Origin of the sequence: Methylacidimicrobium sp. B4 (assembly GCF_017310545.1) — a bacterium.
In the GTDB taxonomy this organism is placed as follows: domain Bacteria; phylum Verrucomicrobiota; class Verrucomicrobiia; order Methylacidiphilales; family Methylacidiphilaceae; genus Methylacidimicrobium.
In genome coordinates this window covers 308988-332831 of record NZ_CP066203.1, presented here as the reverse complement: position 1 = coordinate 332831, position 23844 = coordinate 308988, and the positions used below count along the sequence as shown (strand labels likewise).

The following is a 23844-nucleotide window of genomic DNA, read 5'->3' as shown; positions in this document are numbered from 1 at the left end:
ATGGGTCAACACGTCGTTCTTGGCTTGGGCGCGCGGTCCTCGCCGCCGTTCTGCTTCTCTCGTTTACGATGGCGTCGGTCTGCTTGGCGGATTCGCTCTCCCCCTCCTCAAAGCCACCGGATATTCCTCAGGCTTTTTTGGATCAGCTATTTTGGGGAAATCCGAAGGTCATCATGGGCCACATCGTCGCCAAAGATGGGGTGAGCTGGTACGATATCTGCATGTGGGAGTCCGATCCTAACTACCAAGGCACTGGAAGGGTGCGCGCTCTTGTCCGCATTGAAAAGGGTGCCCTTACGGTTCCTTGGTCGTCTGCGCCCTTGGGCGATCGGGAACCCGCATGGACGCAGCTCGGATTAACCCTGCCCGAGGCAACCGAGATGGCCAAGCAGTGGATCGAAAAGCAGATCCAAATGTGGGGAATTGAAGAGGTGAAGCGGTTAACTCGGAGAACTTATTATAGCCAGCGTCCGATACCTAAATACGCAATTGTCGGGCGGTTAGCTGCCTATTTTCCAGAAGAACTTGAAGCTCGGAAGCAACTCGGCCTTTTGCCAAAGGACTATGTCCCGCCTCTTCCACCTGAGCAGTGGAAGAGATTTCAGGAAAATGCAATGAGAAGATATGTTCCTGCGGAGAGGGAATGAGAAGCAGGGGCTCCTCGCTGAATTGAGTGGGTAAGGGGGGAGCGGATTTCGGTTAAGGGATGGCAAGAAGCGGGGCTCTTGCCATCCGTCTTCGACGGATTTTTGGGGAGAGAGGAAGCCGTCAAGGACACTTCGACTTCGTCGATCCTCCTTGACGGCGGATTGCCAGACCGGGCTGCCTGGTTGATGCTTGCGGGATGGATGCGAACAAGCTTTTTGCTGCGGCGCTGCAACTGGGTTCGGAATGGAAGGTGAGCCGGAGTGAGCTCTCCGCGAAGGAGCACACTCTGAAGATCTGGCTCGATTTTCAGCAAGGTCATCGGTTTCCCTGTCCGGAATGTCGAAGAGCTTCCCCCGTACACGACACGGTGGAGAAGCGGTGGAGGCACATGAACTTCTGGCAGTACCGGACCGAGTTGATCGCTCGGGTTCCTCGGATCGACTGTCCGGAGCATGGAGTTCGGCTGGTGGAGGTTCCTTGGGCCAGGGCGGGGAGCGGGTTTACTCTCATGATGGAGGCGGTCATTTTGATGCTTTCCCGGGAGATGTCGGTTTCCGCGATGGCGGAGATGCTCAAGGAGCAAGATACCCGGCTCTGGCGGGTCTTGGGGCACTACGTGGAAAAGGCCTACCGACGCGAGGACTGGAGCGAGGTCAAGAAGATCCTGGTGGATGAGACCAGTAGCAAGCGGGGCCACCGTTACGTGACGGTCGTTACCGATGCGGAGAGCCGGAAGCTGCTCTTCCTTGCCGAGGGGAGAGGAAAGGAGGCTCTGGGGGCCTTCGCCAAGGAGATGAAGGAACATAATGCCGATCCGGGGCAGATCGAAGCGATCTGCATGGATATGAGCCCCTCCTACATCTCTGGAGCCCGGGAGTTTTTTCCGAAGGCGGAGAGGATTTTTGATCATTTCCCTGTCATGCAGATGGCGGGAGAGGCGGTCGACCAGGTGCGCAAGGAGTTCGGGCGTCAAGGGTTGCTGCCGAAAGGAAGCCTCTGGGCACTTCGAGGCAACGAATGGACGCGAAGCGAGGAGCAGAAGGGTCTGCGGAGTTCCCTTTGCGCCGCCTATCCTCGATTGGGAAGAGCCATTGGGTTGCGGGAGGCTCTCCAAGAGATCCTCTCCCAGGAGGATCCCCAAGAGCTCCGCTGGTGGTTCCGGTGGGCGGATCGCAGTCGGCTTGCCCCCTTCCGAAGACTCTCCAAAACCATCAAAGAGCATCTGGGGGGAATCATCGCCTTTCTCCAGAGCCGGATCACCAACGGAACCATCGAAGCGATCAACGGGCTGATCCAGCTTGCCAAAAGGATGGCCAGAGGCTTTCGGAGCTTCCGCTACCTAAGAATTGCCGCGTTCCTCAAAGCCGGAAAGCTGCGGCTCGATCTTCCCGCTCTACCCACTTGAAACAGCGAAGAGGCGAAGCAGGGGATGCGCTACCTGCTTTTGGGTTTCAGCCTACTAACACCGGCGCTGATCTCCATGTGCCATCATGGATCAATACGTGGTTCTTGGCTTTGGCGCGGAGCCCTCGCAGCCACCGTGCTCCTCTCGTTTACGATGGCGCCAGTCTGCTTGGCGGGCCCCCTCTCCCCCTCCTCTAGGCCCTCCGACATCCCTGAGGATTTTTGGGACCACTTGTTTTGGCGAAAACCGAAGCTGATCATGGGCCACATCGTCGCCAAAGACGGGGTGAGCTGGTACGAGATCTGCATGTGGGATCCCCGCGCCGAACGCCATGGCATTGGGAGAGAGCGCGTTTTTGTCCGGATAGAAAGGGATGAGCTTACGGTCCCATGGTGGTCTGAGCCCTTTGGCGATCGTCAACCCGCGTGGACGCAGTTAGGCTTAAGCTTGCCCGAGGCAACCGAGATGGCCAAGCTGTGGATCGAGAAGCAGATCCAAATCCGGGGAATTGAGGAAGTGAGGCGGTTAACTCGGAGAACTTATTATAACTCGCGTCCGATACCCGAATACGCAATTGTCGGGCGGTTAGATGCCTATTTTCCAGAATGGATCGAAGCCTACAAGCAATTGGGCCTTTTGCCAAAGGACGATGTCCCGCCCTATACGCCCGAAGAGCGAAAGGCAATCGAGGAAGGTTCGAGGAGAAGATACGTCCCCGCGAGGTAGGAAGCCACAAGCAGGCGACATCCCGCGAGCGAGCTGGTTGCATCCTGCGGACGCTCACCCCGCATCGGTCGAGATCGTCTTTGGGCGAACCGAGTCAGGCCGCCGACTTTCGCAGATGTGAAGGAAGGATCTTAAGAGCGGCTCGATACTTGGCCACCGTCCTTCGGGCGAGCACGATTCCCTTCTCCCGGAAGGCGTCGACGAGATCCTGGTCGGAGAGCGGATTGCGTGGGTCCTCCTTGCGCACCATCTCCTCGATGGCCGCCTTGATCGTCTGATTGGAGAGGAGATCTCCCTTGGCCGTCTGATAGCCGGGACGGAAGAAGTACTTGAGCTCGAAAATCCCATGAGGGGTCTCGATATATTTGTTGGCGATCGCCCGGCTGACGGTGGTCTCGTGAATCCCCACGCGGCGGGCGATCTCACCCATGGTGAGCGGTCGGAGGCGGCTCAGCCCGTGGTCGAAGAAGTCCGTCTGGCAGTCGACGACCGCCGAAGCGACTTGGGAGAGCGTCTGCTGACGGAGGCGCAGGCACTTGAGGAGGAATCGGCCGGATCGGATCTTCTCCTTGAGGTAGTTTCGGAGGCCCGGATCCTGTCCGTTGGCGTGGAGGAGGTCCTTGTAGGCTCCACTGATCCGCAGCCGGGGGATCGCCGCTTCGTTGGCGAGAACCGTCCACTTGCCGTCGACCCTTTCGACTCGGAGATCGACCTCGATGACCGCCTCCCTCTCGGTGCGACGGAAGCTGCCTCCGGGATTGGGCTGGAGCGTGCGGATGAGGCGTGCGGCAGCCGCGATGCGGGGGAGGGAGACATGGAGAAGCTTCACGAGCTCCGGATACTTCCGTCGCGCGAGGAGCTCCAGGTGGTTCTCCACGATCATTGCCTCCACTTCCTCTCCTTTCCCTTGGCGGCGGAGCTGGATCAGCAGGCACTCCTTCAGGCTGCGAGCGGCGACCCCCGCCGGGTCGAAGCCCTGGACCATCTGGAGAGCCTCTTCGGCTCTTTCCAGGGGAACCTCGGCGACGGCCGCCACCTCGTCGAGATCGATGCGCAGGTAGCCGCGGTCGTCCAGGTTCCCGATCACTTCGATTCCCGTGCGGAGCAGCTCCGGATCCCCGGTCGAGGCCGTGAGCTGGCGGGTCAGAAAGTCGCGCAGCGTCTCGGGAACCGCCTGGGAGTCGAAGAAGTACTGGCGCTTCTCGTCGGAATCCTCCGCAATCCCAACCCTCGCTTCGGTAGGCCCCAAGTACTCCCGCCATGACTCCTCGGTCTCGGCGAGAGCCTCCAGGGAGCTCTCCCGCCCCTCGTCGGGAGGGTCCAGCTCAAGCTCCTCTTCCAGGACGGGATTGGCCAGCAGCTCCTGCGCGATCGCCGAGCGCAGCTCGATCGCCGGTGCCTGCAGCAGCGCCAGGGACTGCTGCATCTGCGGCGAAAGGGACTGGTTGAGCCGGACCGATTGGAAAAGCCCTAGAGAAGGCACAGACTATGCTAATCACCCGACCTCGCTCCCGCCAGGAGAAAAAGAGGCCTCCGCCGGCTTCGGAGCATCCCTGCCGCCCTTTGGGCTCGCCTCTGCTCCGGCTTTCGGCTAACTCCGGTTCATGCTCCGGCTCACGATCTTGGCGAGCGGCAGCAGCGGGAACGCGGCCTTGCTAGAAACCGAAAGGGGCCGGTGGCTGATCGATGCGGGGATCAGCGCTCGCCGCCTGGAGGAGCGCCTTCAGGCAACCGGCGTCGAGCCGGCCAGCCTTGCGGGCGTCTTCCTGACGCATGAGCACGCCGACCACTCCCGCGGCTTGCGCGTCTTCCTCCAGCGCCATTCTCTTCCCTTGTACTGCAACGAGTTGACCTGGCTTGCCCTCGGCGAGGAAGAGAGGATCGACTGGCGGCGACTCGAAACCGCCTCCCGATTGGAGCTCGAAGACCTGGAAGTCGAAAGCTTCCCCGTCCCCCACGACGCGGCGGACCCCGTGGGCTTCCTCTTTCATCATTCCGCCGGAACGATCGGGGTGCTGACCGACTTGGGCTACGCCACGCGCCTGGTCTTGGAGAAGATCGGGCTCTGCCGAGCCCTGCTCCTGGAGGCGAATCACGATCTCGCCCTTCTCCAGGCCGACTCCCGGCGGCCCTGGTCGGTCAAGCAGAGGATCCTCTCCCGGCACGGTCACCTTTCCAACGAGAGTGCGGCGCAGATTGCGGCCGAGATGGCTCAACGCAAGCTCGAGGCGGTCGTCTTGGGCCACCTGAGCGAGGATTGCAACCGGCCCGAGCTGGTGGAGCGGGCGATCCGGGATCACCTGGAGCGGGAGAAGCTTGCGCCTCTGGCCGTCCACGTCTGGACGGAGCATGCCCCCTCGCCTCCGCTCTGCTGGGAGTGAATTTCCCGGGCTTGGGTAGCGTGCGGGATTCCTCTTTCCCGCCTCCGGGCAGCCCGCCCCGCCGATCGGCTGGGCGAGCAGACGTCGATTCTCTGGGCACCAATGTCCGGATGGGATAAGCTCGGCGTAGTGACCGGATGATTCTTTACGACATCGTTCTCTTGCGAACCTTCTCCACCGTCTGCGAGTTGGGCGGCTTCACCAAGGCGGCTCGCGCAGTCAATCTCACCCAATCGGCCGTGAGCCTTCACATCAAGCGCCTGGAAGAGCAGGTCGGATCGCGGCTCATCCGACGCAGTGCCCATGGGATCGAGCTGACGCAATGCGGCGAAGTTCTCCTATCCTACGCGCGGCGCATGCTCGAGCTCTCTCGGGAAGCCGAGCATCGTCTCGGGCTCGATCGCCTCCCTGCGATCCGGATCGGGATGCCGGAATATTTCGATCTCCGCGCCTTGTCCCCGTTGCTGGATCGATTCGGGGCGGCCTACCCGGGGATCCGCCTACAGATCGAGCTTGGCATCGGCCCCGACATCGAAGCCCTGATCGAGGCGGGGGAGCTGGAGCTCGCCGTGGTCAGCCATGAGATCGGCGAGGGGGAAGGCGTCGCTCTCTTCCGCGAGCGGCGCGTCTGGGTGGCGGGCTCGGAGATGGCGCTGGATTCAAAACGGCCGGTGCCGCTGGCGGTATATCCCCCGTTTTGCCGGTGGCGGCAGCTGGCGCTGGAGCTCCTCGATCGGGCCGGTCGGTCGTGGACGATCGTGGCCCAGAGTGGGGGCACCGCAGGAATCCTCGCAGCGGTAGGCGCCGGCCTTGCGGTGACGATCCTTCCCGAGCATCATCTTCCTGCGACTCTCAGGCCGCTTGGCGCGGCGGAGTCCCTACCGCCTCTGCCCGATTTTGAGTTCGTGCTACGCCGCAGCCGGCAACCCTCCCCGGCGGCAGATCGGCTGGTCGAGAGGATCCTGCAATCCTTCCGATTCTCCGGTGCGGCCGGGCCAGGAAGCGGGGAGGACTACCAGAGGGCGTTCCGGTCTTCTTCCAGTGCGTAGCGGCCGAGGAGGAGCGCGGCACGCCGGTTTTCCCCTCGAGCTGGGCGACCGCACGGCGGCAAGAAGGGGGACCGAGCGAGACCGGAGCGTCCGTGTCGCTTGAGCCAGTCGCCCAAGGGCCATAGGGAGAGCTGCAGGCTAAGGCTGCTTCGTTCCGGCGCTCGGTCTTGCCGGCGCGGTTAGGCGCGGCATCAGCAGACGGACTCCGCTCACCCAGGACTCGGGCCCTCCCAGGGACAAGCGCAGGGCGGACGTCGAAAGGATCCTGCCGTCTCGGGCATCGGTGATCCAAATCTTGGCACCGTATTCCACCATTTCCGGCCGGAGGATCACTCCGATCAGGGATTGATCGGCGCCAAGCTTCCTTGCGATCGCCGCCTCGCAGCCGTTGCAATTGCGCAATCCGCGGCCCGCCTCCGCTCCGAGATCGGCGCCGGCGGGATCGATCAGGGTGTAGCGTCCGGATTGGAGGAGCGCCCGTCGTGCCTCCTCGGTCGCCCGGGTCAGGTAGGGCGCTGCATCGGGAGCCGATCCCATGCTGCCCGCGGCGCTGCTATCCTCGAGCTCGAAGGGAAAGACCACGATCTTGACTTTGCCGGGAGAGGGAGAAGCAGAGGGACCGCTGCGGGAGGCGGCGCAGGCCGCTCCGCAACAGAAAAGAAGCGCGGTGAGGACGGCTCGGAGGGTCGCTGAGCGGGTCGAGCCGCTGCGGCAGCAGCGAAGCCGTTTTGCGACCGGACGACGGTGACTCCCAGCACGGCTCTCGGGTTGGCGGGAATGGCGCATTTTGTGGCTCCTTCTCTTTTGCCATTCTGCGCTCTGAGCGCGCTGGAATGCCAATGAAGAGTTTTCATCCTCTGAATTGCCGCAGCTCATGGGGAAGATGTTGTTCCTCAAACCAGAGACCACCATTCCCCTACCAGGGAAGGTCGTCGACGACCTCGGCCGAAGAGTGCTCCCGGCGGTTCGCATGCCGGGATTCCGCCAGCAATGCCCAGGTCGCACCCCATGCCCGCGTTTCCGGGAGCAAACGCGCGGGTGGCTCTTCGCAAGTCGCCCGACCGGGCATGCGCTGCCTGCGCCGCGTTGAGCCTGCTCCGAACCTCCGACCAGAACGACCAGACAGGCTTCGCCCGATTCCTCGCGGGTAGGGCGAAGGGGAGATGGCCGCCATTGCGAGCCGGCGCAACCACCTCCCGCACGGCCGGACGCTCGGAAGAGGCCCAATCCTCTCCCAAGCGATGGCGGCCGCGCCCTGGTGAAAAGCGATGCCGTGACGACGCGCGTGGTTCACGCCGCCGATCCCGGAAGGGTAGGCCGGATCGACTTCGATCCCCTCGACTCCGGCTCGAAAGCAGCCCAGCTTGAGCAGGGCGATGGTCTGGGAGTAGCGAACGCAAGAGATCTTCCGGGCGGCCGATCGACTCGCCACCTCAAGCTCCGCCCTCCTTTTCTATAGATCGAGCCGCTCAAGGACCTGGGGAAGCCCACGCTCCCGGGCCATCTCCACCATCCTCCTTGCCGCATCGCCGATGATGGCCTTCGCCTGGTAGGGTGTTCGCGCCATGAAGGTTCAGGTCGATCCTCATGGCCCGCAACCGGTGCCGAAGCGGCCCGTCTCCGCCACGGCCAGAGGGTCGTGGTAGATGTCGATCCCCAGCGATCCCGCCAGACGGCTCGTCGCAATGGGAACGGGCCTGGTCGGGACGCTCGCGAAGAGCCGCCAGCCCTTCTGGTCCCCGGAGAAAGCGGTAGCTCACGGCCACCCCCTCCCGCTTCCGGACGGGATGGCCCGTCTTGGGTTGCGAGAAGACAACCCGGCTCGCGGCAAGCGCCCGAAGGATCTCCTCCTGGCCATCGGTGAACCGCACCCCGGGAATGACCAGAAGCTTGCCATCCGAGGCCAGCGCATCCGGAAGACGCAGACGCAGGGTCAGGCCGCCGTCGTCCTCGACCGAGGCCTGGCAGGACTGGTTGCGCGCGGTCTCGTCCTTCGAGCCGATCACAAAGCACTCGCCGCTCCGCTCCTCCTGCTACTCCGCATGGCTGGCGTAGCCGTTCTCCTCCAAGGCAAGCTGCTGGCGGAAAAGGCGGCGGGCGCCGAAGCAGAGGTGGATGCGCCCCCAAGTCCCGGTCGGCGACCAGCGCCGCAAGCTTGGCGCGAAGGCTCCCAAGCCGACGCTTCTTGGAGCCCGGCTCTCGCCCTTTGAGGATGCCGATTCCCCTTTCGGCTCTCTGGATGCGGGATTCGGCCTCGGCGATCCACTCCGGAAGCCGCGCCAGCTGCCGATCGAGATCCGCCTTCTGGTCGGCGCTAGAGACGCGGGCATAGAGGGCGACTCCGCCGGGCTGCTTCTCCTCCGCATGCACGATCGCCGTCCCGGTCGGCAGCTGCTCGACCGGCACCGGCATCTTCCCGTCCTTCTCCATCCGCCAAGCCGTCTTGGAGCCAACCCCCGGGCCGCTCCCGCCCGCTCGCACAGCATCCGGCAGGGTTCCCCGAGGCAGCTCAAGCCGGCTCGTCCAGCAGCGCCCGGACGATCTCCTCCCACTCCCGGTCGAGCGGAACGGTGCTCTCCCGCTTCCCCGCCCGGGCATACCAGTAGCGGGCGTTGCTCGCGCCGCCTTCCCGGCGATGGAGGTAGGCATGGACCCAAGCGGAAGCGGCGTCTTCCTGAACCTGCACGATCCGGTGGGCCCGGTCCCACTCGCCCGCCCGCTCGTGCCAGAGGGCCTCGAGAGGAGGACGCAGGCCAGGAGGAGCGGCCTCCGGTGGATCGCGGAGCGTTTGGAGAAACTCTTCGTAGCGCATCGTCGCTTTCCGGAAAGCCTCCCTCACGGACGGAGAAAGGCAAGGAGAAAGGACGATCGGGATCGCAGCAGCCCCGTTGCCTTCCGGGAAGGAAGCATTTAGCATCGCCGGATGATCTACGAGCTGCGTGAGTACCGGATCCAGCCGGGATGCCTGGAGGAGTTTGTCCGTTTCATGGATGAGGAGCTTTTGCCCTTTCAAGCGGGCAAAGGGGTAACCGTGGTTGGCTCTTTCACGGTGCCGGGGGATCCCAGCCGTTATGTCTGGATCCGGGCCTTCGCCGACGAGAAGGAGCGGGAGCGGGTCTGCCAGGAGGTCTACGGGAGTGCGGAGTGGGAGGGGCGCTTTGGGCCCAGGTGTGGAGATCTCATGGAGGCCGAGGGGCTCCAGGTCTCCCTCCTGAAGCCGACCCCGGGATCGAAGCTGCGATGATTGGTCGGCGGGATGTCCCTGCCGCCGCGTCTCCTTCCGTTGCCTTCCGGGAAGGAAGCATTTAGCATCCTCCAATGATCTACGAGTTGCGCGAGTACCGGATCCAGCCGGGATGCCTGGAGGAGTTTGTCCGTTTCATGGACGAGGAGCTCGTGCCTTTCCAGGTCGGCCTCGGGGCGCGGGCGCTCGGCTCCTTTACGGTGCCGGGGGATCCCAGCCGTTATGTCTGGATCCGGGCCTTCGCCGACGAGAAGGAGCGGGAGCGGGTCTGCCAGGCCATCTATCAAAGCCCCGAGTGGGAGCAGCGGCTCCTTCCCCGGTCGGCCGCGCTTTCCGAGCGGAGTGGCGCTCGAATCACCCCGCTCGAGCCGACCCCGGGGTCGAGGCGGGAATGATCCGGGAGGGCATGCCGTTGTCCGAGACGGAGGTCTGGTGACCCGGGAGGCACGATCCGCAAAAGGAGGAACGGGCGTGCACGCGGAGGGTGGGACAGCCCGCGCAACCCGCTGGCCTTCCCTGCTCCACCGGCGTTGGGCGGGGCTCGTCGACGAGGCGAGCTTTGCCTGGATCTCCTTGCTCCAGGCGCGGCACCGGCCGGAACGGACCTTCCGCCAGCGGCTCGAGGCCTACGTCGACTCCTGGCGAGGCGCCTCCCTCAAGGAATATTACGCCCTTCCTCCTGGCTTTTCCCCTTCCCCGAGCTGCACCCCGCGTGGGAAGGCCCTCCGCATCCGCTTCCCGAGCCCGTTGCCGGGACCGGCGCGGCGCAACCGGACGGCCGTATTCGATTTCTGGCTGGGACCCGAGGGCTGGAGCGGGCCCACCATGGTCATCGCGCACGGCCTCATGTCGGTGAGCGACTTCGGCTACCGGTACTGGGCTGGCCGGCTCAACGCCTTGGGATGGAACGCGGCCTTCATGCATCTCCCCTACCATTATGCCCGGCGGCCCTTTGGGCTCTTTCCCGGGGAGATGTGCGTGACGGCGGACCTGGTCCGCACGGCCGAGACCTTGCGCCAGGGGGTGCTCGATCTGCGTGTCTTTGCCCACTGGCTGCGAGCCCAGGGGAGCCGGCTCATGGGGGGCTGGGGGATCAGCTACGGCGGCTGGGTCCTCGCCCAGGCGGCCTGCGTCGAACGGGTCTTCGACCGGCTCATGCTCCTGGAGCCGATCTTCCGGATCGAGCACGCGATGTGGGAATCCCCGAGCGGGCGCGGCATCCGCCGGACGCTCGAGCGGCTGGAGGTTTCCCCGGAGACCGCGGAGCCCCATCTCCGGCTGGTCTGCCCGAGCCTCTCCCGCCCCCATCTCAAGCCCGAGGAGGTCCTCCTATTGGGAGGGATCTACGACCGGGTCGTGCCGCTGCGCCTCCTGCAGGAGTTCCGGGACGCATGGCAGGGCTGTCACTTCTTCCCCTTTCCGCAGGGCCATGTCGGCTACAGGCTCATGCGGGAGAGCCTCCGGATCGCGCAAGAGATTTGGCCGAGGGATTTTGCCCTTCCAAGGCATTGACAGAGAACCAAAAAAAATGATGATTTTCTCTATGGATGCTCCTCGTGCGGTGTCCGTGGCTTATTCCGGTTCCTTTTCCGAGCCTGCCAGCCGAGCCCTCGCCGAAGATCTGCGCGCAAAGCTCGGCGGCGACCCTTCGCTCACGGTGGTCTTCGCCTCCCCCTCGTATGCGCCCTATTTGACCGATCTTTGCGAAGTGCTGACCATCTACGGCCATGCCCCGCTCCTGGTTGCCGTAACCGGGCAGGGCTTCCTCGCCGAAGGGGCCGAGTTCGAAGCCGAGGAGGGGTTTTCGGTCCTCGGCCTCCGCCATCCGGGGATGCGGACCACCCCGGTCGCTCTCTTGCCCGAAGAGCTGGAAGCCGAGGAGGAGCCCGCAACCTGGCATCAGAAAACCGGGCTTGGGCCCGGGGAGGTGGCGGGATGGCTCCTCTTGGCCAATCCGAACGTTCTTCCCGCGGAGCGGCTCTTGCGCATCTGGAACCGCGCCTACCCGGGGGTCCCGGTCTGGGGAGGCTTGGCGGGCGGGACCCGCGAAGGGGAAACCGCTGTCTTTCTCGACCGGAAGCCCGTGGAAGGCGGAGTCGCGATCGCCCTTCAGGGAGAGGTCGGCTTTCATGTCGTCGTCTCTCAAGGATGTCGGCCGATTGGCGATCCCTACACTGTGACCGGGGCCGATCGAAATATCCTCTATACCCTGGGCTCCGGAAGCGCCTACCAGGCCTTGGCCAACGCCTTCGAATCCCTTTCGGAGCGGGAGCGCGAGAAGGCGCATGGGCATATCTTCGTCGGGCTCGCCGTTTCCGAGTACCGGGACGAGTTCCACCAGGGGGACTTCCTCGTGCGCAACATCCTGGGAGCCGATCCCTCCTCAGGTGCGGTTGCCGTCGGGGCGCTCGTCCGCGTCGGCCAGACGCTCCAATACCAGCTCCGCGACCCCGAATCGGCCGAGCGGTCCTTGCGGCAGCTGCTCCAGACCGAAAAGATCGAGCATTTCCCCACGGGCAAGCCGCTGGCCGCTCTGGTCAGCCTCTGCGCCGGGAGGGGGAAGGGCCTCTTCGGCGTGGCTGGGAGGGATGCGGGGTTAATCCAGGAGCTCTTCCCCCGGCTGCCCGCCGCCGGGTTCTTTGCGAGCGGGGAGATCGGGCCCGTGGGAAACGTCAACTACCTCCACGGCTACTCGGCCTCGGTGCTCTTCCTCTCCTGATTCTCGGAGGCCGCGTTGGTCGAGTCGGTGTAGGAGGCGAGCACCCAGCGGCTCAAGACCGCTTCAGGATCCTGAACCACTTCCGCAGGGAGCGTAAAGGTGTCTTGACCGGTGTTGGCCCGGATCAGGCGGAGCCCGAAGGAAAAATCCTTGAATTTCATCCGGCAGAGCGCGGCCACCGCACCGGGCTGGGGACCCGCTTCGGCGCGAAGCGCCTCTACCGCCTCGGGGTCGAAGCGGAGCCGGAGCTCATGGGTGCGGAAAAACTCCTCGACGAACGCCTCCACCTCCTGGACGCTCTCCCCTCCCCCTTCGCGGAATCGGGCGAGGGTCGCGGCGAGCGCCTCTTCCGGGCTTTCCACCGCCGCTTCGTCGATCACGATCTCGCGCAGGCCTGTCCCGGGACATTCGAAGCGGAAGGGACGCAGCACCCGCTCCCCGATCGTCATGAGGCCACGAGCTCCGGTCTCCTCTTCGGCAGCGCGCTGGGCGATGCGGCGCAAGGCCCCGTCGGTGAAATGGAGCGAGATCCCATAGGCCTGGAAGGCGGCGACATACTGCCGGAGAATCGAGCCCTCCGATTCCTGCAGAATCCGGAAGAGATCATCCGCAGAGAGCGGCTCGAAGAAGACCCGGACCGGTAGCCTCCCGACGAACTCGGGCTCGAGCCCATACTCGATGAAGTCGGCGGTGACGGCCTCCTTGGCCGCCTCGCCCCCGTCGGCCTCCGCTCCCGCCGCGCGGAACCCGATGTGCCCACGCCGCATCCGGCGTGAGACGATCTCGGGAAGGCGGGTGAAGGCTCCGCTCACCAGGAAGAGAATGTGGCGGGTGTTGACCGTCCGCTTCTCCCGTCCGCCCCGCTGGAAGTCGAGCATCGTCTGGATCTGGCCTTGCAGGTCATACGGAGCCCGCACGGGAACCTCGGTCTCCTCGAGCAGCTTGAGCAGGTTCGCCTGCACCCCTCGCCCGCTCACATCCCGACCCATCGAGCTGAACCCCGCCAGCTTGTCGATCTCATCCAGATAGACGATGCCGTACTGGGCGATGGAGACATCGCCCCCCGCCTGCTGGACCAGTTCCCGGACGAGGTCCTCGACATCGCCCCCCACGTAGCCCGTCTCGGAAAACTTCGTCGCATCTCCCCGGACCATCGGCACCCCGATCCGCTCGGCCAGGCAGCGCACCAGGTAGGTCTTTCCCACGCCGCTCGGGCCGACCAAGAGGACGTTCTGCTTGACGTAGTGAGGGAGATCCTGGCCCGAGAGGGCGGCCCGAACATGGTTGTAGTGGTCGCAGACGGCGACGGAGAGGACCCGCTTCGCCTCCTCCTGCTGGATGACGAATCGGTCGAGGTAGACTTTGAGATCCTTCGGCGTGAGGGAAAAGGAGCGGATCTGCTTCTCGAAGGCTTCCCGGTTCTTTCCTTCCTCCTTCTTGTCGGTCAGGACCCCTGCTGGCGAAAACGCGCGAAACATGTCCTGGAAGCGGCGCTGCCACTCCTCGCCATCGGGGGGAAACTGCGGAGAGCTCACAAAAAAAAGATGGGGGAGAGTGAAGCAGGAAGCAAGGCTCTACTCCAGGGGATCGCGCCCGAGCCAACCCGATTCGCGATAGGCCTCGATCCCCTTTTCCAAGGGGAACCGAGGTGCATATCCGATGGTGGCCCGGGTGGCCGAAAGATCGGCCTCGGTGTGCGGCTGGAAAAACCGATAGGGACAGGGGAAGTATTCGGGCTCCTCCTGGGTCCCGAGTGCAGCGTTGAGGCAGCCGATCACCTCGTTGAAGGATCGGCCCTGGCCCGAGCCCACGTTGAAGACCGCGTGCGCCTTGGCGGCGAGGGCCGCGAGCGCCGCAGCGAGCGTGGCCTCGACCGCGTCGGCGACGTAGACAAAATCCCTCTTCTGGGTTCCATCGATGAAGAGGCGCGGACGCTTCCCGGCACGGATCTGCGTGGCCAGCTGGCCGATCATGCTCGCCGACTTTCCCTTATGGGTCTCGCGCGGCCCGTAGACATTGAAGTAGCGCAGCCCGCAAAGGGGGATGCCCGGGTTCTCCCGGGAGAAGCGCCGGGCCAGATGCTCCATCTGGAGCTTGGAAAAGCCGTAGGCATTGGCGGGCCGTTCCGGATCCCCGACCCGGTTTCGCACGGAGGTGCAGATGCCGTAGACGGCGGCGGAAGAGGCGTAGACCAGCCGGACCGACTTCCCAGCGAAACACGAGAGGAGGTGGCGCCATCCCTCGACATTGGCGCGCATCTGGGTGGCCGTATCGGTCACGGTCGTATCGGTGATCGAGGCCAGATGGAAGATCAGCTCAGGAGTCCGGTTGCCGAGGAGGCGGGGCCAGTCGAGAAGGCCCACGTCGGCTGTGACCAGGTCTCCGCGGAACCCGGCAAGGTTGGGAAAGGAGCCGCTCCGAAAATCATCGACCAGCAAGATCTCCGCGCCCGGCTCCCGGCGTTGGAGCTCCAGGGCGAGGTTCGAGCCGATGAAGCCGGCTCCCCCCGTGATCACAATCTCTTTTGCCATACTCCTTCCTCCCGCCTCCCCGATCCCTCGTCCGCCAGCTCGTAAAGGAAGGCTGCAGCGCAAAAGAGCGCCGCGGTCTCCGCCCGCAAGACCGTCGGACTCAAGGAGACCGGGAGAAACCCCGCATCTTCCAGGTACGTGCGTTCTGCCGGTGTAAGGTCTCCTTCCGGTCCAATCAAGGAAAGAACGCCGCGCTCCGCTTCCTTCCGGTGAGCGGCAAAGAGCGACCGCAGCGGCGGAGCCCCCTCGTAAAGCGATCCAAAGAGCCGCAAGGGATAGGAGGAGGACTCCCGGCCCAGCGCGCCGAGGCCGATCGGTGCGTGGATCGTCGGAAGCCACGCTCGCCCGCTCTGCTTGGCGGCGGCGATCGCGATCTCGGTCCAGCGGGCCTGCTTCTGCCCCACCCTCTCCTCCGGCTCGATCGAGCGGGCGCAAAGCACCGGGAAGATTTCCGTCACCCCAAGCTCGATGGCTTTCTGGAAGAAGAGATCCATCGCCTTCGCCTTCAAGATCGCCTGGGCGATCGCGATTCTCCACGGGGGAGGAGCGACCCTTCGTTCCGCGATCCGGCGGAAGGCAAGCTGACGGCCCCTTCGGCCCGTCACCTCTGCAATCCACTCCCGGCCAACCCCATCGAAGAGCACGATTCGGTCCCCCTCCCGGTGGCGCATCACCCGCAGGGCGTGATCCGACTCGCGGATGCCCAGGAGATCTTCCTCGGGCTTTGGCCAATAATAGCGCTCCATGGCCGGGCGGCCTTCCTTCCTCTGATCGTCTCGGCGGGTGGGGGAGCGGACGAAGCCGGACGCGCCCCTGATCCCGTCTTTGGGCACCTGCACGGAGCCACTCTACCACAAGGGGATTGCTTCGGTGGATTCCGGAATCCCCGTGCGATCGTGCCGTGACTCCACCACGACCAGGCCGAGCCACGCGATGGGAAGCTTTATCGATCGGCGGAGCGGTGCCCCCCTTCCCTCCTTGGCTGCTGGCTCTGTCATCGTTGCTCACAGCCGGAAAGTTGCGGCTCGATCTTCCCGCTCTACCCACGGGAAACAGCAAAGAGGATCGAGATCAGCACCAGGAAGGAGCTCCAAGCTCCGGAGGAAGGGTACCGCGGCAAGCGGCCTGCCTCGTTTTCTCCCAGCCCGTTCATCCAAAGGCTGAATTTTGCTCACCCTGCATGGCAGGAGCGGTATGCTCTGTCCGACTCCCTCGATGTGCACCCTGCGCCCCTCACCCGCAAGCCCCTCCGCCTCCTTTCCGTACAAAACGCAAACGGCCAGCCCTTTCGCTTAGCCGAGCGCGCGGATATGCATGGCTCATGATGCTCTACTTTCTCCGTCACGCCACGGCTTCCCGGGAAGCGGCAACCGATGCCGAGCGCACGCTCACCAAGGCAGGCCGCCACGAGGCCTGGGTGGCGGGAAAAGGGCTCCATCGGCTCGGCGCGCGCCCAAATTCCTTCTGGTCGAGTCTCTTGCTCCGTGCGCGAGACCGCAGAAATCGCCGCGAAAGCCCTTGCCCACTCCCCCTCCCTTGAAATCCAGAGGGAGCTCGAGAACGGGACGCCGACCGCAGAGCTCCTCGCTCTGCTCAAACCCCTGCCACAGGATTCCGAGATCGTCCTCGTCGGCCATATGCCAAGCCTTTCCGAGCAACTCGCCGCCCTGCTCGGGGCAACCAGTCCCGAGAACTTTCCGATGGATAAGGGAGGCCTTGCCGTCCTTCTCCTCGATGAGATCCGGCTGGGGAAAGCCGTGCTCCGCTCCCGTCTGCGCAACGAGCAGCTCGAGCAGATCGCCTGAGGGATCCGATCCCCCGCGGCGATCGAGCAGAACAGAAAACAGATTGCCCGCCAGGGCTTCCTCTCTTTTCCGGCTTCATCCCCCTATCCGCACAAAGGACGGGCGGTGCCTCGTCGGGACCGGTTGCCGCAGCAAGCGCTCTCCTTGGCGCTGATTGCCAGATAGGGCATCCCGCTCTGCCGCCCCGGAAGACCATCGACCGCTCTTTCCCTGCCAGGAAAAACGTCGCCGACCACCTCAGCAGCAGAGCCTTGCCGAGGATTGCGTGCCGAGGTCCTACCGGCAACGCCCCAGGCGACGCTGCCCCGGCGCAGAGCGGTGCGGCCTCTATGAGCTCGGCACTGCCCGGCGGCTCCTCTGATCCACCCTCCCCTGCAGCCGGTTCCAACCGGGCCTCATCCTGCCTGACCAGCATCCCTCTTCCAGCAGCACTGGCGATGCGCCACGAACGCGCGCAATCGACCCGACCGGCAGCTTCTTTTCGGAGGCCGGGGCCGCGCGCACAAGCCCGATGTCCTAACAAAGAAGATGGACCCTCGTGCAAAGGAAGCCCAACGCGCCGAAGCCTTCCCAGCTCTTCGCCCGGACCGCAGCTGTCCTTTGCCTCCTCTTCCTTATCCTTCTCCACGCGCCGATTCCCTCGAGCCGTGGCCAAAGCATCGTTCCGGAATCAGGCGGATCGGCTCCCCAAGCAGACGCGCCACCGGCTCCAAGCGGGTCGGGCTTGATGAACTCGCTTCTGCCGGGTGGCTCGGCCGATCAACCCACCTCTGCCGCGGCCGAGCCCTGCAACGCTTGTCCGCCGCTTCCTTCGTCCGGCGCCAGTGGCGCATCGCCGCCGACAGCTTCCGGCAACCCCAGCTCCCCAGCCGGATCGGGACCCGGATCCGCGAGCGCGCCAGCGGCGGATGCGACGCCAGCAGAGGCCGATGCAGCAGCAAATGTCCGCAAAGCTCCCTGGTTTGCGCCTCCGCAAGCCCCCTCTCCCGCGGATGCGGAAGATAAGCAAGCCTGGAACTGGCTCGATCAGGCGGGAATCCGGGTCATGGTCTTTGGAGAGCTCCATCTGGATTCCGTGATGATGAAGAACGAGCAGAACTTCCTTCTCTCGGCCTATGGACATGGGGCCCGCACCGTGGTGGTCGAGTATCCCAAGGACAAGCAGGCAGTGCTTGACCGCTACCTCCACGATCCTAGCTATGCGAATATGGCCGCTGCGCTCTTTGCGAGCTGGCCGGAATCGGTTGCCTTGGAGCCAGAGAAAAGAGCGGAAATAGTGGCCTACTTGGGCCAAGTGCTTGAGGCGGTAGACGGAAGCCCAAGAGAAGCGCAAAAAGCCCATCACCTCACCGATGCCGATCTCGCCGTGTTTCAAGGATTTGCACAGATGGCGCATTTCTGGCTTTTCGCGTATCGCAACGGCTTTACAGTAAAGGCGGGAGACCTCCCTTACGCCGTTGGGCTGGATAAGAAGACCGGAAAGCTCATCACCCAGAATCCCACCCCAGAAGAGCTCCTGGCCTATACGTACAGTCCGAAGGGAATAAATGACCGCAACGAGTCAATCAGCGCCACGGCCGCTCCCTATGTCGCGTATGGCCGAGTGCTGGTGTTTACCGGGCGCGACCACAGCGGTTTCCTTCCCAATGAGCACTTGCCGGAAGCCGCTCCAGACAAGACCTATCCTGGACTCAACTACGTCTTCGAAACCAAGTACCACCTGCCTTCGATCGCCCTTGCCCAAAACCAGATCAGCCCCCAGGGATACCTCGCCCAATCTGCTGTCCCCGGCTATAGCGCTGCACATTTGAGCTTCCAGCAGGCAAACGAGCGGCAGGCCGCGGCAACCGCCCAAGACCCATATCGAGCTCCGATCCGTCCCGATCGACCGGCCGAAGAAAGCCTGCCCGATGCCGTAAGACGGAGGCAGCAGTGGCTAAAGGATACACAACCACCAGCGCAGGAGAAAAGACGCGAGTAAGAAAGGAAACTTCAATGCAAAGGATCTTTTACAACCTCTTCTTTCGGCTCATCTTCCTCTTCGGGTTGGCCAGCAGTGCGATGGCCCAGGAGAAACCAACCTCTCCTCCACCGTCTGCGGAGGTCCAAGCCGTGATCGAACAGCTCAAAAACTTCCGGATTCCCGAAACGTTCTCCTTCCTCAAGCGAGTCGACCCCAAGGTCTTTGCCCAAGCGCTGAAGACGCCCGAAGGGCGATGGGCCATGGACCTCGCCTCCCGCTGGTCGGTCCCTTTCCCCGACCTCTCCACCGATGCGGGAGAGTGGGAGCTCTTTCAGTACCGGGAAAAACTCTCCCGCGAGTTTGCCCAACTTCCCCGGGCGATCCTTGATCCCCTCGCCTATTGGCGGATGAGCTGGTCCCCGGAGTTTCTCAATCTTTCCGACGAGGAGAGGCACGAGATTGTTAATACTGAGGATGCCTTCCGATCGGGGTTTTTCCTTGAGCGGCTCACCCCGGTGCAGCGGGAGGCCGTCTATGAGCTCCAGGACCTAGCAAACTCAGATTTCAAACGCCGCCCGGGCTTGGCCGCATCCATAAGGGAATCCTACGCGCTCTTCACCCAATGGGGACCGGAAAAACTCCATCAGGTCTTAGAAGCTCCCTGGTCCGCAGCGGAGTTCCTCAAGGCCTTTGGAATACTTTTCGTCTTGGAAAAGCAACAGTGGAAGCTTTCGGCGATGCCGAGCTGGTTTTGGCAAGAGATCGTTGAGTTTACCGAAGGGCCTAATGCGTATCCCACTTTTTCCCTGATGGCAATGAGCTCGATCACACCGGCCAGCCCTTTCTGGACTGCGCACGATGCGCTCGTCTTCCTCGCCCGCGCCCTCAAGGACGATCGGATGATGAAAGGGATCGATGCGGTCAACGCCCAGTTCGATGCCGACCACCCCGAATTGCAAAAGGCAGTGCGCCATTAGGCGCCACGGGCGACGAGGCCACGGCTCTTGAGGCAACCGGTGCCAGGGACAGAGAGTCGGGCTAGCTCATTGCGCGGAATCCCACCTCCGAGCAGGTGGCGGCCTATACGTACAGCGCAGGTGGAATGACCAGGCGCAACCAGTCGATCAGCGCCACGGCCGCTCCCTATGCCGCGCATGGCCGAGTGCTGGTGTTCGTCGGCCGCGACCACAGCGGTTTCCTTCCCAATGAGCACTTCCTGGAAGCCCCTCCAGACGAGACCTATCCGGGACTCAACTACCTCTTCGAAACCAAGTACCACCTGCCTTCGATCGCGCTTGCCCAAAACCAGATCAGCCCCCAGGGATACCTCGCCCAATCTGCTGTCCCCCTCTATAGCAAGCAAGGGGTCAGCCTAACCGAGAAGAACCAGCAAGAGGCCGCGGCAACCGCCCAAGACCCATATCGAGCTCCGATCCGTCCAGATCGACCGGCCGAAGAAAGCCTGCCCGATGCCGTAAGACGGAGGCAGCAGTGGCGAAAGGATACACAACCACCATCGCAAGAGAAGAAACGCGAGTAAAAAAGGAAATACCGATGCAAAGGATCTTTTACAATCGCTTCTTTCGCCTCACCCTCCTCCTCGGGTTGGCCAGCAGTGCGATGGCCCAGGAGAAACCAACCTCTTCTCCACCCTCTGCGGAGGTCCAAGCCGTGATCGAAGAGCTCAAAAGCCTCCGGATTCCCGAAACGTTCTCCTTCCTCAAGCGGGTCGACCCCAAGGTCTTTGCCCAAGCGCTGAAGACGCCCGAAGGGCGATGGGCTATGGACCTCGCCTCCCGCTGGTCGGTCCCTTTCCCCGACCTCTCCACCGATGCGGGAAAGCGGGAGATGTTTCAGTACCGGGAAAAGCTCTCCCGCGAGTTTGCCCAACTTCCCCGGGCGATCCTCGATCCCCTCGCCTATTGGAGAGTCAAGGTAGTGTGCCCAGAGCTAGATTTACCCGAGGACGAGGAACAGCAAGTGCTCTCCACTCAGAATGCCTTCCGATCGGGGGCTTTCCTTGAGCGGCTCACCCCAGTCCAGCGGGAAGCCGTCTACGAGCTCCATGATCTTGGCACCGCTATTCATAACCGTCATCCAGGACTCGCTGGAATCCTCAAGGAGCACTACGCGTTCTTCACCCAGTGGGGGCCCGAAAAGCTCCACCAGGTCCTCCAAGCCCGCTGGTCGGCGGCCGAGTTCCTCAAGGCTCTGGCGGAGATCTTTTTCGGTGAGGGAGGCGACTGGAAGCTCTCCCGGATGCCGAGCTGGTTTTGGCAAGAGATCGCCGAGTTTGCGGAAGGACCCAACGCCTATCCCACCTTTTCCCTGATGGCCATGAGCTCAAGGCTGCCGGGCAGCAGCTTCTTTGGTGCCTATGAGGCCCTGGTCTTCCTCGCCCGTGCCATGAAAGATGAGCAGATGAGCCGTGCGGTCCGCGAAGTCAGCGCACGGGTGGATGCCGACTTTGCAGCAGCAAAAAAAGAGGCTGACCATTAAGACCGACCTCCTCGTTCCACTCGTCAGCGAAGCGTGCCGTGCCTGCTGCACGGGCCAGATGGGTGGCCTGCGCGTTGTTCGGATCGAGGGCGATGCGGTGCGCGATCAGCATTGTGCAGCCTCCACGGCGGCCCTGATCCCTTCGAGCAGCTTCTGGCTCTTGCGCGAGCGGCTGCCATAGAGCCGGGCGCTGAAGACCGTGATGATCTCGAGCACGTCCTCCGCCAGGTCTTCCTCGAAGGTCGTGTCTTCGCCTTGGTTGAGGATCACGACCTCGACGCCCTTGGCCTCGCAAATGGCAAACACAAGCTCCGCCCCAAAGCGCAGCAGCCGGTCCTTGTGCGTGATAACCAACCTGCCGACTTTTCCGTCGAGGACGGCATCGAGCAGCTTCTTCAGTCCCTTCTTGTGATCGTTCATGCCCGAACCCAGGTCCGAGATGACCTCGAACCTCCATCCTTGCCGGGCGCAGGAGAGTTCCAAAACCTGCTTCTGCCTCTCCAGATCATCCTTTTGGTCAGGACGGGACACTCTCGCGTAGGCGATGGTCTGCCGTTCCGATTCGGCTGAATGGAATTGCTCAGGCCGCAACCTGGCAAGGTCATAGCGTCGCCGCCGACCAGTGGTGCGCTCATCGGGAATGAGCTTGCCTTCCCGTTCCCAACGCCGCAGCGTTTGGGCACAGACACCAAGGAACTCGGCAGCTTCGTGGATGCTGACCAGCTTGCGATTGATATGTCAAATATTCACAAAAGCGCAGGAATAAGCAATAATTAAATTCACTGTTCAAGCCCTTTCCCACCGTTCCTAGAGGAACCCCTCCTGGCGCAAATCGTGGATGTTGCGCGGAAGGGATTTTTGCATCCATTCAAGGAAAAAGCGGAGGAGCGAGACCTCCCAGCCGTCCTCGACACCGACGAGGACCGCGGCGAACGGATCTTCCCGCTCCTCGACAGCGCGGGTCACGGACTCGGTCACCGATTCGATCGGAGCCTCCACCTGCCGGAACCGCAGCTCCTCCTTGCGGAATTGAAAGCCGTAGCGCAAGAACGCGAGGGATCCGGGCTGCCGGCCGAGCCATTCCGCGTAGGCGTGGGCTCTTGGGCCGAAGCCTTCGAGAAGCAGCTGTGCCATGGCCTTCGGCAGGAGGATCTGCGGCCGCTCCGCCTGGAGGTTCCCTTCGCGGACGAAGGTCGTGCCGACGCGATCCATCGCTTCGGTCATGAGCGTGTAGTGGATCAGGGAGGTCCGGAAGGTCGCGACCCGGGTGCGGGGCAGCAGGATCACGCGGCTCGATTCAAGCGAGTAGGAAAAGGTATCCTCGAATGACATAGGCGTCCTCGGACCCGATTGTCCCAACGAGAGATCTGGCCCGGATTGGGCAGATTGATCGGTTGAGCCAAGAGAATCAAACGAATTTTCCCGGATTGAGCAAGCCCTTGGGATCGAAGGCGCTCTTCACTCGTTCGTGAAGGGACCGGACCTCCGGAGAGACCGCCAGGGGCCACCAGCGCTCCTTGGCGATGCCGATTCCGTGCTCCCCCGTGATCGATCCTCCCCAGGCGACGATCTGGCGGAAGAGAAGGTCGAGCGCTTCCTCCGCGCGCCCGTCCGCCCCGGGCCGGCTCCGGTCGATCATCAGGTTGACGTGGATGTTGCCGTCCCCCGCATGGCCGAAGCAGGCGACGGGAAAGCCGTAGCGCCCCTCGATCTCGCTTCCCAGGCGCACGAGGTCGACGAGCCTCCTCCTCGGGACGACGACGTCCTCGTTGAGCTTGGTGAGGTTGCTCGCCTTGAGCGCCATCGAGAAGGAGCGCCGGGTCCGCCAGAGCCGCTCGCAGCCCTCCTCTCCGCGGCCGATCAGGAGCTCTCCCGCTCCCGACCGCCGGAGGATCGGCAATAGGCTGTCGATCTCCGCGTCGACCCCCGCCGGCTGACCGTCGCACTCGACCAGGAGATGGGCTTCGCCGGGTGGAAGCGGCTCCGGGCAAAATTCGCGGGCACGCTCCAGGGTGAACCGGTCGGCGATCTCGAGGGCCGAGGGGAGGAAGCCGGCCGCGAAGATCTGCTCGACCGCCCCCGCCGCCGCCTCGATCGAGGGGAAGACGGCCGCTGCGGCGATCCGATAGGGCGGGCGCGGGATCAGCCGGAGCGTCGCCTCCGTCACCAGCCCCAAAAGCCCCTCGGAGCCCACGAAGAGGCCGACCAGGTCGAACCCGACCTTGTTCTTGTGGGTGCGGCCTCCGACGCGGATCCGCGTCCCGTCGGCCAGGACCACCTCGAGCCCGAGCACGTAGTGGCGGGTGACCCCGTACTTGAGGCAGCGCGGCCCTCCCGCATTGGTCGCGACATTGCCTCCCAGGCTGCTTTCGGCAGCACTCGCGGGATCGGGCGGGTAAAACCAGCCGAGCTTGGCGACCGCCTCCTGGAGATGAGCCGTGACGACTCCGGGCTCGACGACCGCGACCCCGTCCTGCGGATCGATTTCGCGGATGCGGTTCATCCGGGAGAAGTTGACGACGATCCCCCCATGGACCGGAACGCACCCTCCCACATAGCCTCTTCCCGCCCCTCGCGGGGTGATCGGAACGCCCGCCTCGGAGGCCCATCGCGCCAAGCGGACAACCGATTCGGCGCTTTCCGGATAGAAGACCGCTTGGGGAGCGTGGGCCGCAAGCCAGGCATCCCCCGCGTTCTGGGCGAGCGCTTCGGGGGCCGCGGTCGCCATCTCGGGGAACTCGGCCAGAAGCGCGGAAACCCAGTTCTCCTTCGGGGCACCAGCTCCCTCCCGGTTGCTTTCCGAGCCGAGAGCGGCTTTGACCTTGTCCTCGTCCTTTCTCATACTGCCGTTCGAGCGGCAGCATGACCCGGCCG

The 23844-nt window shown here is 63.7% G+C and carries 25 protein-coding genes and 1 pseudogene; 14 read left to right on the top strand and 12 right to left on the bottom strand.

Annotated features, from left to right (window positions below; all coding sequences use genetic code 11):
• The first annotated feature begins 173 nt into the window (after positions 1-173).
• From MacB4_RS01595 to MacB4_RS01585, 3 genes are all read left to right on the top strand, one after another.
• Positions 174-647, top strand: coding sequence for a hypothetical protein (locus MacB4_RS01595; protein ID WP_206864142.1), 474 nt, complete (start codon positions 174-176; stop codon positions 645-647).
• 197 nt (positions 648-844) lie between these two features.
• On the top strand, positions 845-2053 hold the full coding sequence (locus MacB4_RS01590; RefSeq protein WP_206864141.1) for an ISL3 family transposase: 1209 nt from the start codon (positions 845-847) through the stop codon (positions 2051-2053).
• 258 nt (positions 2054-2311) lie between these two features.
• On the top strand, positions 2312-2779 hold the full coding sequence (locus tag MacB4_RS01585; RefSeq protein ID WP_206864140.1) for a hypothetical protein: 468 nt from the start codon (positions 2312-2314) through the stop codon (positions 2777-2779).
• A 94-nt stretch (positions 2780-2873) separates the two neighbouring features.
• Here the strand turns inward: MacB4_RS01585 and rpoN are convergent, their stop codons facing one another.
• The gene (gene rpoN / locus MacB4_RS01580) at positions 2874-4262 is read right to left on the bottom strand and encodes an RNA polymerase factor sigma-54 (RefSeq protein WP_206864139.1); all 1389 of its coding nucleotides are present in this window, start codon (positions 4260-4262) and stop codon (positions 2874-2876) included.
• A 121-nt stretch (positions 4263-4383) separates the two neighbouring features.
• Here rpoN and MacB4_RS01575 point away from each other — a divergent pair, with 121 nt between their 5' ends.
• Entirely contained in the window at positions 4384-5160 is a 777-nt protein-coding gene (locus MacB4_RS01575; protein WP_206864138.1) for an MBL fold metallo-hydrolase, read from the top strand.
• Between the two features lie 137 nt (positions 5161-5297).
• Positions 5298-6209 (top strand): LysR family transcriptional regulator, encoded by a 912-nt coding sequence (locus MacB4_RS01570; protein WP_206864137.1) that lies wholly within the window; start codon positions 5298-5300, stop codon positions 6207-6209.
• 138 nt (positions 6210-6347) lie between these two features.
• Here MacB4_RS01570 and MacB4_RS01565 read toward each other — a convergent pair whose 3' ends face one another.
• From MacB4_RS01565 to MacB4_RS01550, 4 genes are all read right to left on the bottom strand, one after another.
• Positions 6348-6995, bottom strand: a complete 648-nt coding sequence (locus MacB4_RS01565; protein WP_206864136.1) for a DUF2380 domain-containing protein — start codon at positions 6993-6995, stop codon at positions 6348-6350.
• 130 nt (positions 6996-7125) lie between these two features.
• Positions 7126-7641 (bottom strand): hypothetical protein, encoded by a 516-nt coding sequence (locus tag MacB4_RS01560; protein ID WP_206864135.1) that lies wholly within the window; start codon positions 7639-7641, stop codon positions 7126-7128.
• Between the two features lie 37 nt (positions 7642-7678).
• Positions 7679-8215: a hypothetical protein gene (locus MacB4_RS01555; RefSeq protein WP_206864134.1), complete on the bottom strand. Its 537-nt coding sequence runs from the start codon at positions 8213-8215 to the stop codon at positions 7679-7681.
• A 503-nt stretch (positions 8216-8718) separates the two neighbouring features.
• On the bottom strand, positions 8719-9021 hold the full coding sequence (locus tag MacB4_RS01550) for a hypothetical protein (RefSeq protein ID WP_206864133.1): 303 nt from the start codon (positions 9019-9021) through the stop codon (positions 8719-8721).
• A 111-nt stretch (positions 9022-9132) separates the two neighbouring features.
• Between MacB4_RS01550 and MacB4_RS01545 the strand changes: the two genes are divergently transcribed.
• The 4 genes from MacB4_RS01545 to MacB4_RS01530 all read left to right on the top strand — a co-directional run bounded on the left by MacB4_RS01545 (position 9133) and on the right by MacB4_RS01530 (position 12172).
• Positions 9133-9453, top strand: a complete 321-nt coding sequence (locus MacB4_RS01545; RefSeq protein ID WP_206864132.1) for an NIPSNAP family protein — start codon at positions 9133-9135, stop codon at positions 9451-9453.
• A 74-nt stretch (positions 9454-9527) separates the two neighbouring features.
• A complete protein-coding gene (locus MacB4_RS01540) occupies positions 9528-9848 on the top strand; it encodes an NIPSNAP family protein (RefSeq protein ID WP_206864131.1) in 321 nt (106 codons plus the stop codon).
• A 76-nt stretch (positions 9849-9924) separates the two neighbouring features.
• Positions 9925-10965 carry an alpha/beta hydrolase gene (locus MacB4_RS01535; RefSeq protein ID WP_206864130.1) on the top strand — a complete coding sequence of 347 codons (1041 nt, stop codon included), beginning with the start codon at positions 9925-9927 and terminating at the stop codon, positions 10963-10965.
• A 31-nt stretch (positions 10966-10996) separates the two neighbouring features.
• Entirely contained in the window at positions 10997-12172 is a 1176-nt protein-coding gene (locus tag MacB4_RS01530) for an FIST N-terminal domain-containing protein (protein ID WP_206864129.1), read from the top strand.
• Here MacB4_RS01530 and MacB4_RS01525 read toward each other — a convergent pair.
• Genes MacB4_RS01525 through MacB4_RS01515 form a run of 3 tightly spaced genes read right to left on the bottom strand, consistent with a single transcriptional unit; the run spans position 12142 to position 15449 of the window.
• Entirely contained in the window at positions 12142-13707 is a 1566-nt protein-coding gene (locus MacB4_RS01525; RefSeq protein ID WP_242529278.1) for an AAA family ATPase, read from the bottom strand. The two genes, MacB4_RS01530 and MacB4_RS01525, sit on opposite strands and share 31 nt — an antisense overlap.
• A 39-nt stretch (positions 13708-13746) precedes the next feature.
• Complete coding sequence (locus MacB4_RS01520; protein ID WP_206864128.1) at positions 13747-14703, bottom strand: NAD-dependent epimerase/dehydratase family protein; 957 nt, start codon at positions 14701-14703, stop codon at positions 13747-13749.
• Positions 14685-15449: a 16S rRNA (uracil(1498)-N(3))-methyltransferase gene (locus MacB4_RS01515; RefSeq protein ID WP_206864127.1), complete on the bottom strand. Its 765-nt coding sequence runs from the start codon at positions 15447-15449 to the stop codon at positions 14685-14687. The genes MacB4_RS01520 and MacB4_RS01515 overlap by 19 nt, the downstream gene beginning before the upstream one ends.
• 738 nt (positions 15450-16187) lie before the next feature.
• Here MacB4_RS01515 and MacB4_RS01510 point away from each other — a divergent pair.
• From MacB4_RS01510 to MacB4_RS01490, 5 genes are all read left to right on the top strand, one after another.
• Positions 16188-16508 carry a histidine phosphatase family protein gene (locus MacB4_RS01510; RefSeq protein ID WP_206864126.1) on the top strand — a complete coding sequence of 107 codons (321 nt, stop codon included), beginning with the start codon at positions 16188-16190 and terminating at the stop codon, positions 16506-16508.
• 727 nt (positions 16509-17235) lie between these two features.
• Positions 17236-18489: a hypothetical protein gene (locus MacB4_RS01505; RefSeq protein ID WP_206864125.1), complete on the top strand. Its 1254-nt coding sequence runs from the start codon at positions 17236-17238 to the stop codon at positions 18487-18489.
• Between the two features lie 14 nt (positions 18490-18503).
• Positions 18504-19448 (top strand): hypothetical protein, encoded by a 945-nt coding sequence (locus MacB4_RS01500; protein WP_206864124.1) that lies wholly within the window; start codon positions 18504-18506, stop codon positions 19446-19448.
• A 95-nt stretch (positions 19449-19543) separates the two neighbouring features.
• Positions 19544-20011, top strand: a complete 468-nt coding sequence (locus MacB4_RS01495; protein ID WP_206864123.1) for a hypothetical protein — start codon at positions 19544-19546, stop codon at positions 20009-20011.
• A gap of 14 nt (positions 20012-20025) precedes the next feature.
• Positions 20026-20970, top strand: coding sequence for a hypothetical protein (locus MacB4_RS01490; protein ID WP_206864122.1), 945 nt, complete (start codon positions 20026-20028; stop codon positions 20968-20970).
• Positions 20971-20986: 16 nt separating this feature from the next.
• Here the strand turns inward: MacB4_RS01490 and MacB4_RS11350 are convergent.
• From MacB4_RS11350 to MacB4_RS01470, 4 genes and pseudogenes are all read right to left on the bottom strand, one after another.
• Positions 20987-21082, bottom strand: a pseudogene (locus MacB4_RS11350) (helix-turn-helix domain-containing protein); the annotation flags it as partial.
• A complete protein-coding gene (locus tag MacB4_RS01480) occupies positions 21076-21705 on the bottom strand; it encodes an IS607 family transposase (RefSeq protein WP_206864898.1) in 630 nt (209 codons plus the stop codon). The gene MacB4_RS01480 and the pseudogene MacB4_RS11350, both read right to left, overlap by 7 nt.
• A 72-nt stretch (positions 21706-21777) precedes the next feature.
• A complete protein-coding gene (locus tag MacB4_RS01475) occupies positions 21778-22302 on the bottom strand; it encodes a hypothetical protein (RefSeq protein WP_206864121.1) in 525 nt (174 codons plus the stop codon).
• Positions 22303-22378: 76 nt separating this feature from the next.
• Positions 22379-23812, bottom strand: a complete 1434-nt coding sequence (locus tag MacB4_RS01470) for an FAD-binding oxidoreductase (protein WP_242529276.1) — start codon at positions 23810-23812, stop codon at positions 22379-22381.
• Positions 23813-23844: the final 32 nt, after the last annotated feature.

Excerpts from the sequence above, each read along its gene's own strand:
- MacB4_RS01565 (WP_206864136.1), bottom strand. The coding sequence starts at position 6,995 with ATGCGCCATTCCCGCCAACCCGAGAGCCGTGCTGGGAGTCACCGTCGT.
- MacB4_RS01545 (WP_206864132.1), top strand. The coding sequence starts at position 9,133 with ATGATCTACGAGCTGCGTGAGTACCGGATCCAGCCGGGATGCCTGGAG.
- MacB4_RS01590 (WP_206864141.1), top strand. The coding sequence starts at position 845 with ATGGATGCGAACAAGCTTTTTGCTGCGGCGCTGCAACTGGGTTCGGAA.
- MacB4_RS01585 (WP_206864140.1), top strand. The coding sequence starts at position 2,312 with ATGGGCCACATCGTCGCCAAAGACGGGGTGAGCTGGTACGAGATCTGC.
- MacB4_RS01570 (WP_206864137.1), top strand. The coding sequence starts at position 5,298 with ATGATTCTTTACGACATCGTTCTCTTGCGAACCTTCTCCACCGTCTGC.
- MacB4_RS01515 (WP_206864127.1), bottom strand. The coding sequence starts at position 15,449 with ATGGAGCGCTATTATTGGCCAAAGCCCGAGGAAGATCTCCTGGGCATC.
- MacB4_RS01575 (WP_206864138.1), top strand. The coding sequence starts at position 4,384 with ATGCTCCGGCTCACGATCTTGGCGAGCGGCAGCAGCGGGAACGCGGCC.
- MacB4_RS01505 (WP_206864125.1), top strand. The coding sequence starts at position 17,236 with ATGAACTCGCTTCTGCCGGGTGGCTCGGCCGATCAACCCACCTCTGCC.
- MacB4_RS01530 (WP_206864129.1), top strand. The coding sequence starts at position 10,997 with ATGGATGCTCCTCGTGCGGTGTCCGTGGCTTATTCCGGTTCCTTTTCC.
- MacB4_RS01475 (WP_206864121.1), bottom strand. The coding sequence starts at position 22,302 with ATGTCATTCGAGGATACCTTTTCCTACTCGCTTGAATCGAGCCGCGTG.
- MacB4_RS01470 (WP_242529276.1), bottom strand. The coding sequence starts at position 23,812 with ATGAGAAAGGACGAGGACAAGGTCAAAGCCGCTCTCGGCTCGGAAAGC.
- MacB4_RS01540 (WP_206864131.1), top strand. The coding sequence starts at position 9,528 with ATGATCTACGAGTTGCGCGAGTACCGGATCCAGCCGGGATGCCTGGAG.
- MacB4_RS01595 (WP_206864142.1), top strand. The coding sequence starts at position 174 with ATGGGCCACATCGTCGCCAAAGATGGGGTGAGCTGGTACGATATCTGC.
- MacB4_RS01500 (WP_206864124.1), top strand. The coding sequence starts at position 18,504 with ATGCAAAGGATCTTTTACAACCTCTTCTTTCGGCTCATCTTCCTCTTC.
- MacB4_RS01520 (WP_206864128.1), bottom strand. The coding sequence starts at position 14,703 with ATGGCAAAAGAGATTGTGATCACGGGGGGAGCCGGCTTCATCGGCTCG.
- MacB4_RS01490 (WP_206864122.1), top strand. The coding sequence starts at position 20,026 with ATGCAAAGGATCTTTTACAATCGCTTCTTTCGCCTCACCCTCCTCCTC.
- MacB4_RS01550 (WP_206864133.1), bottom strand. The coding sequence starts at position 9,021 with ATGCGCTACGAAGAGTTTCTCCAAACGCTCCGCGATCCACCGGAGGCC.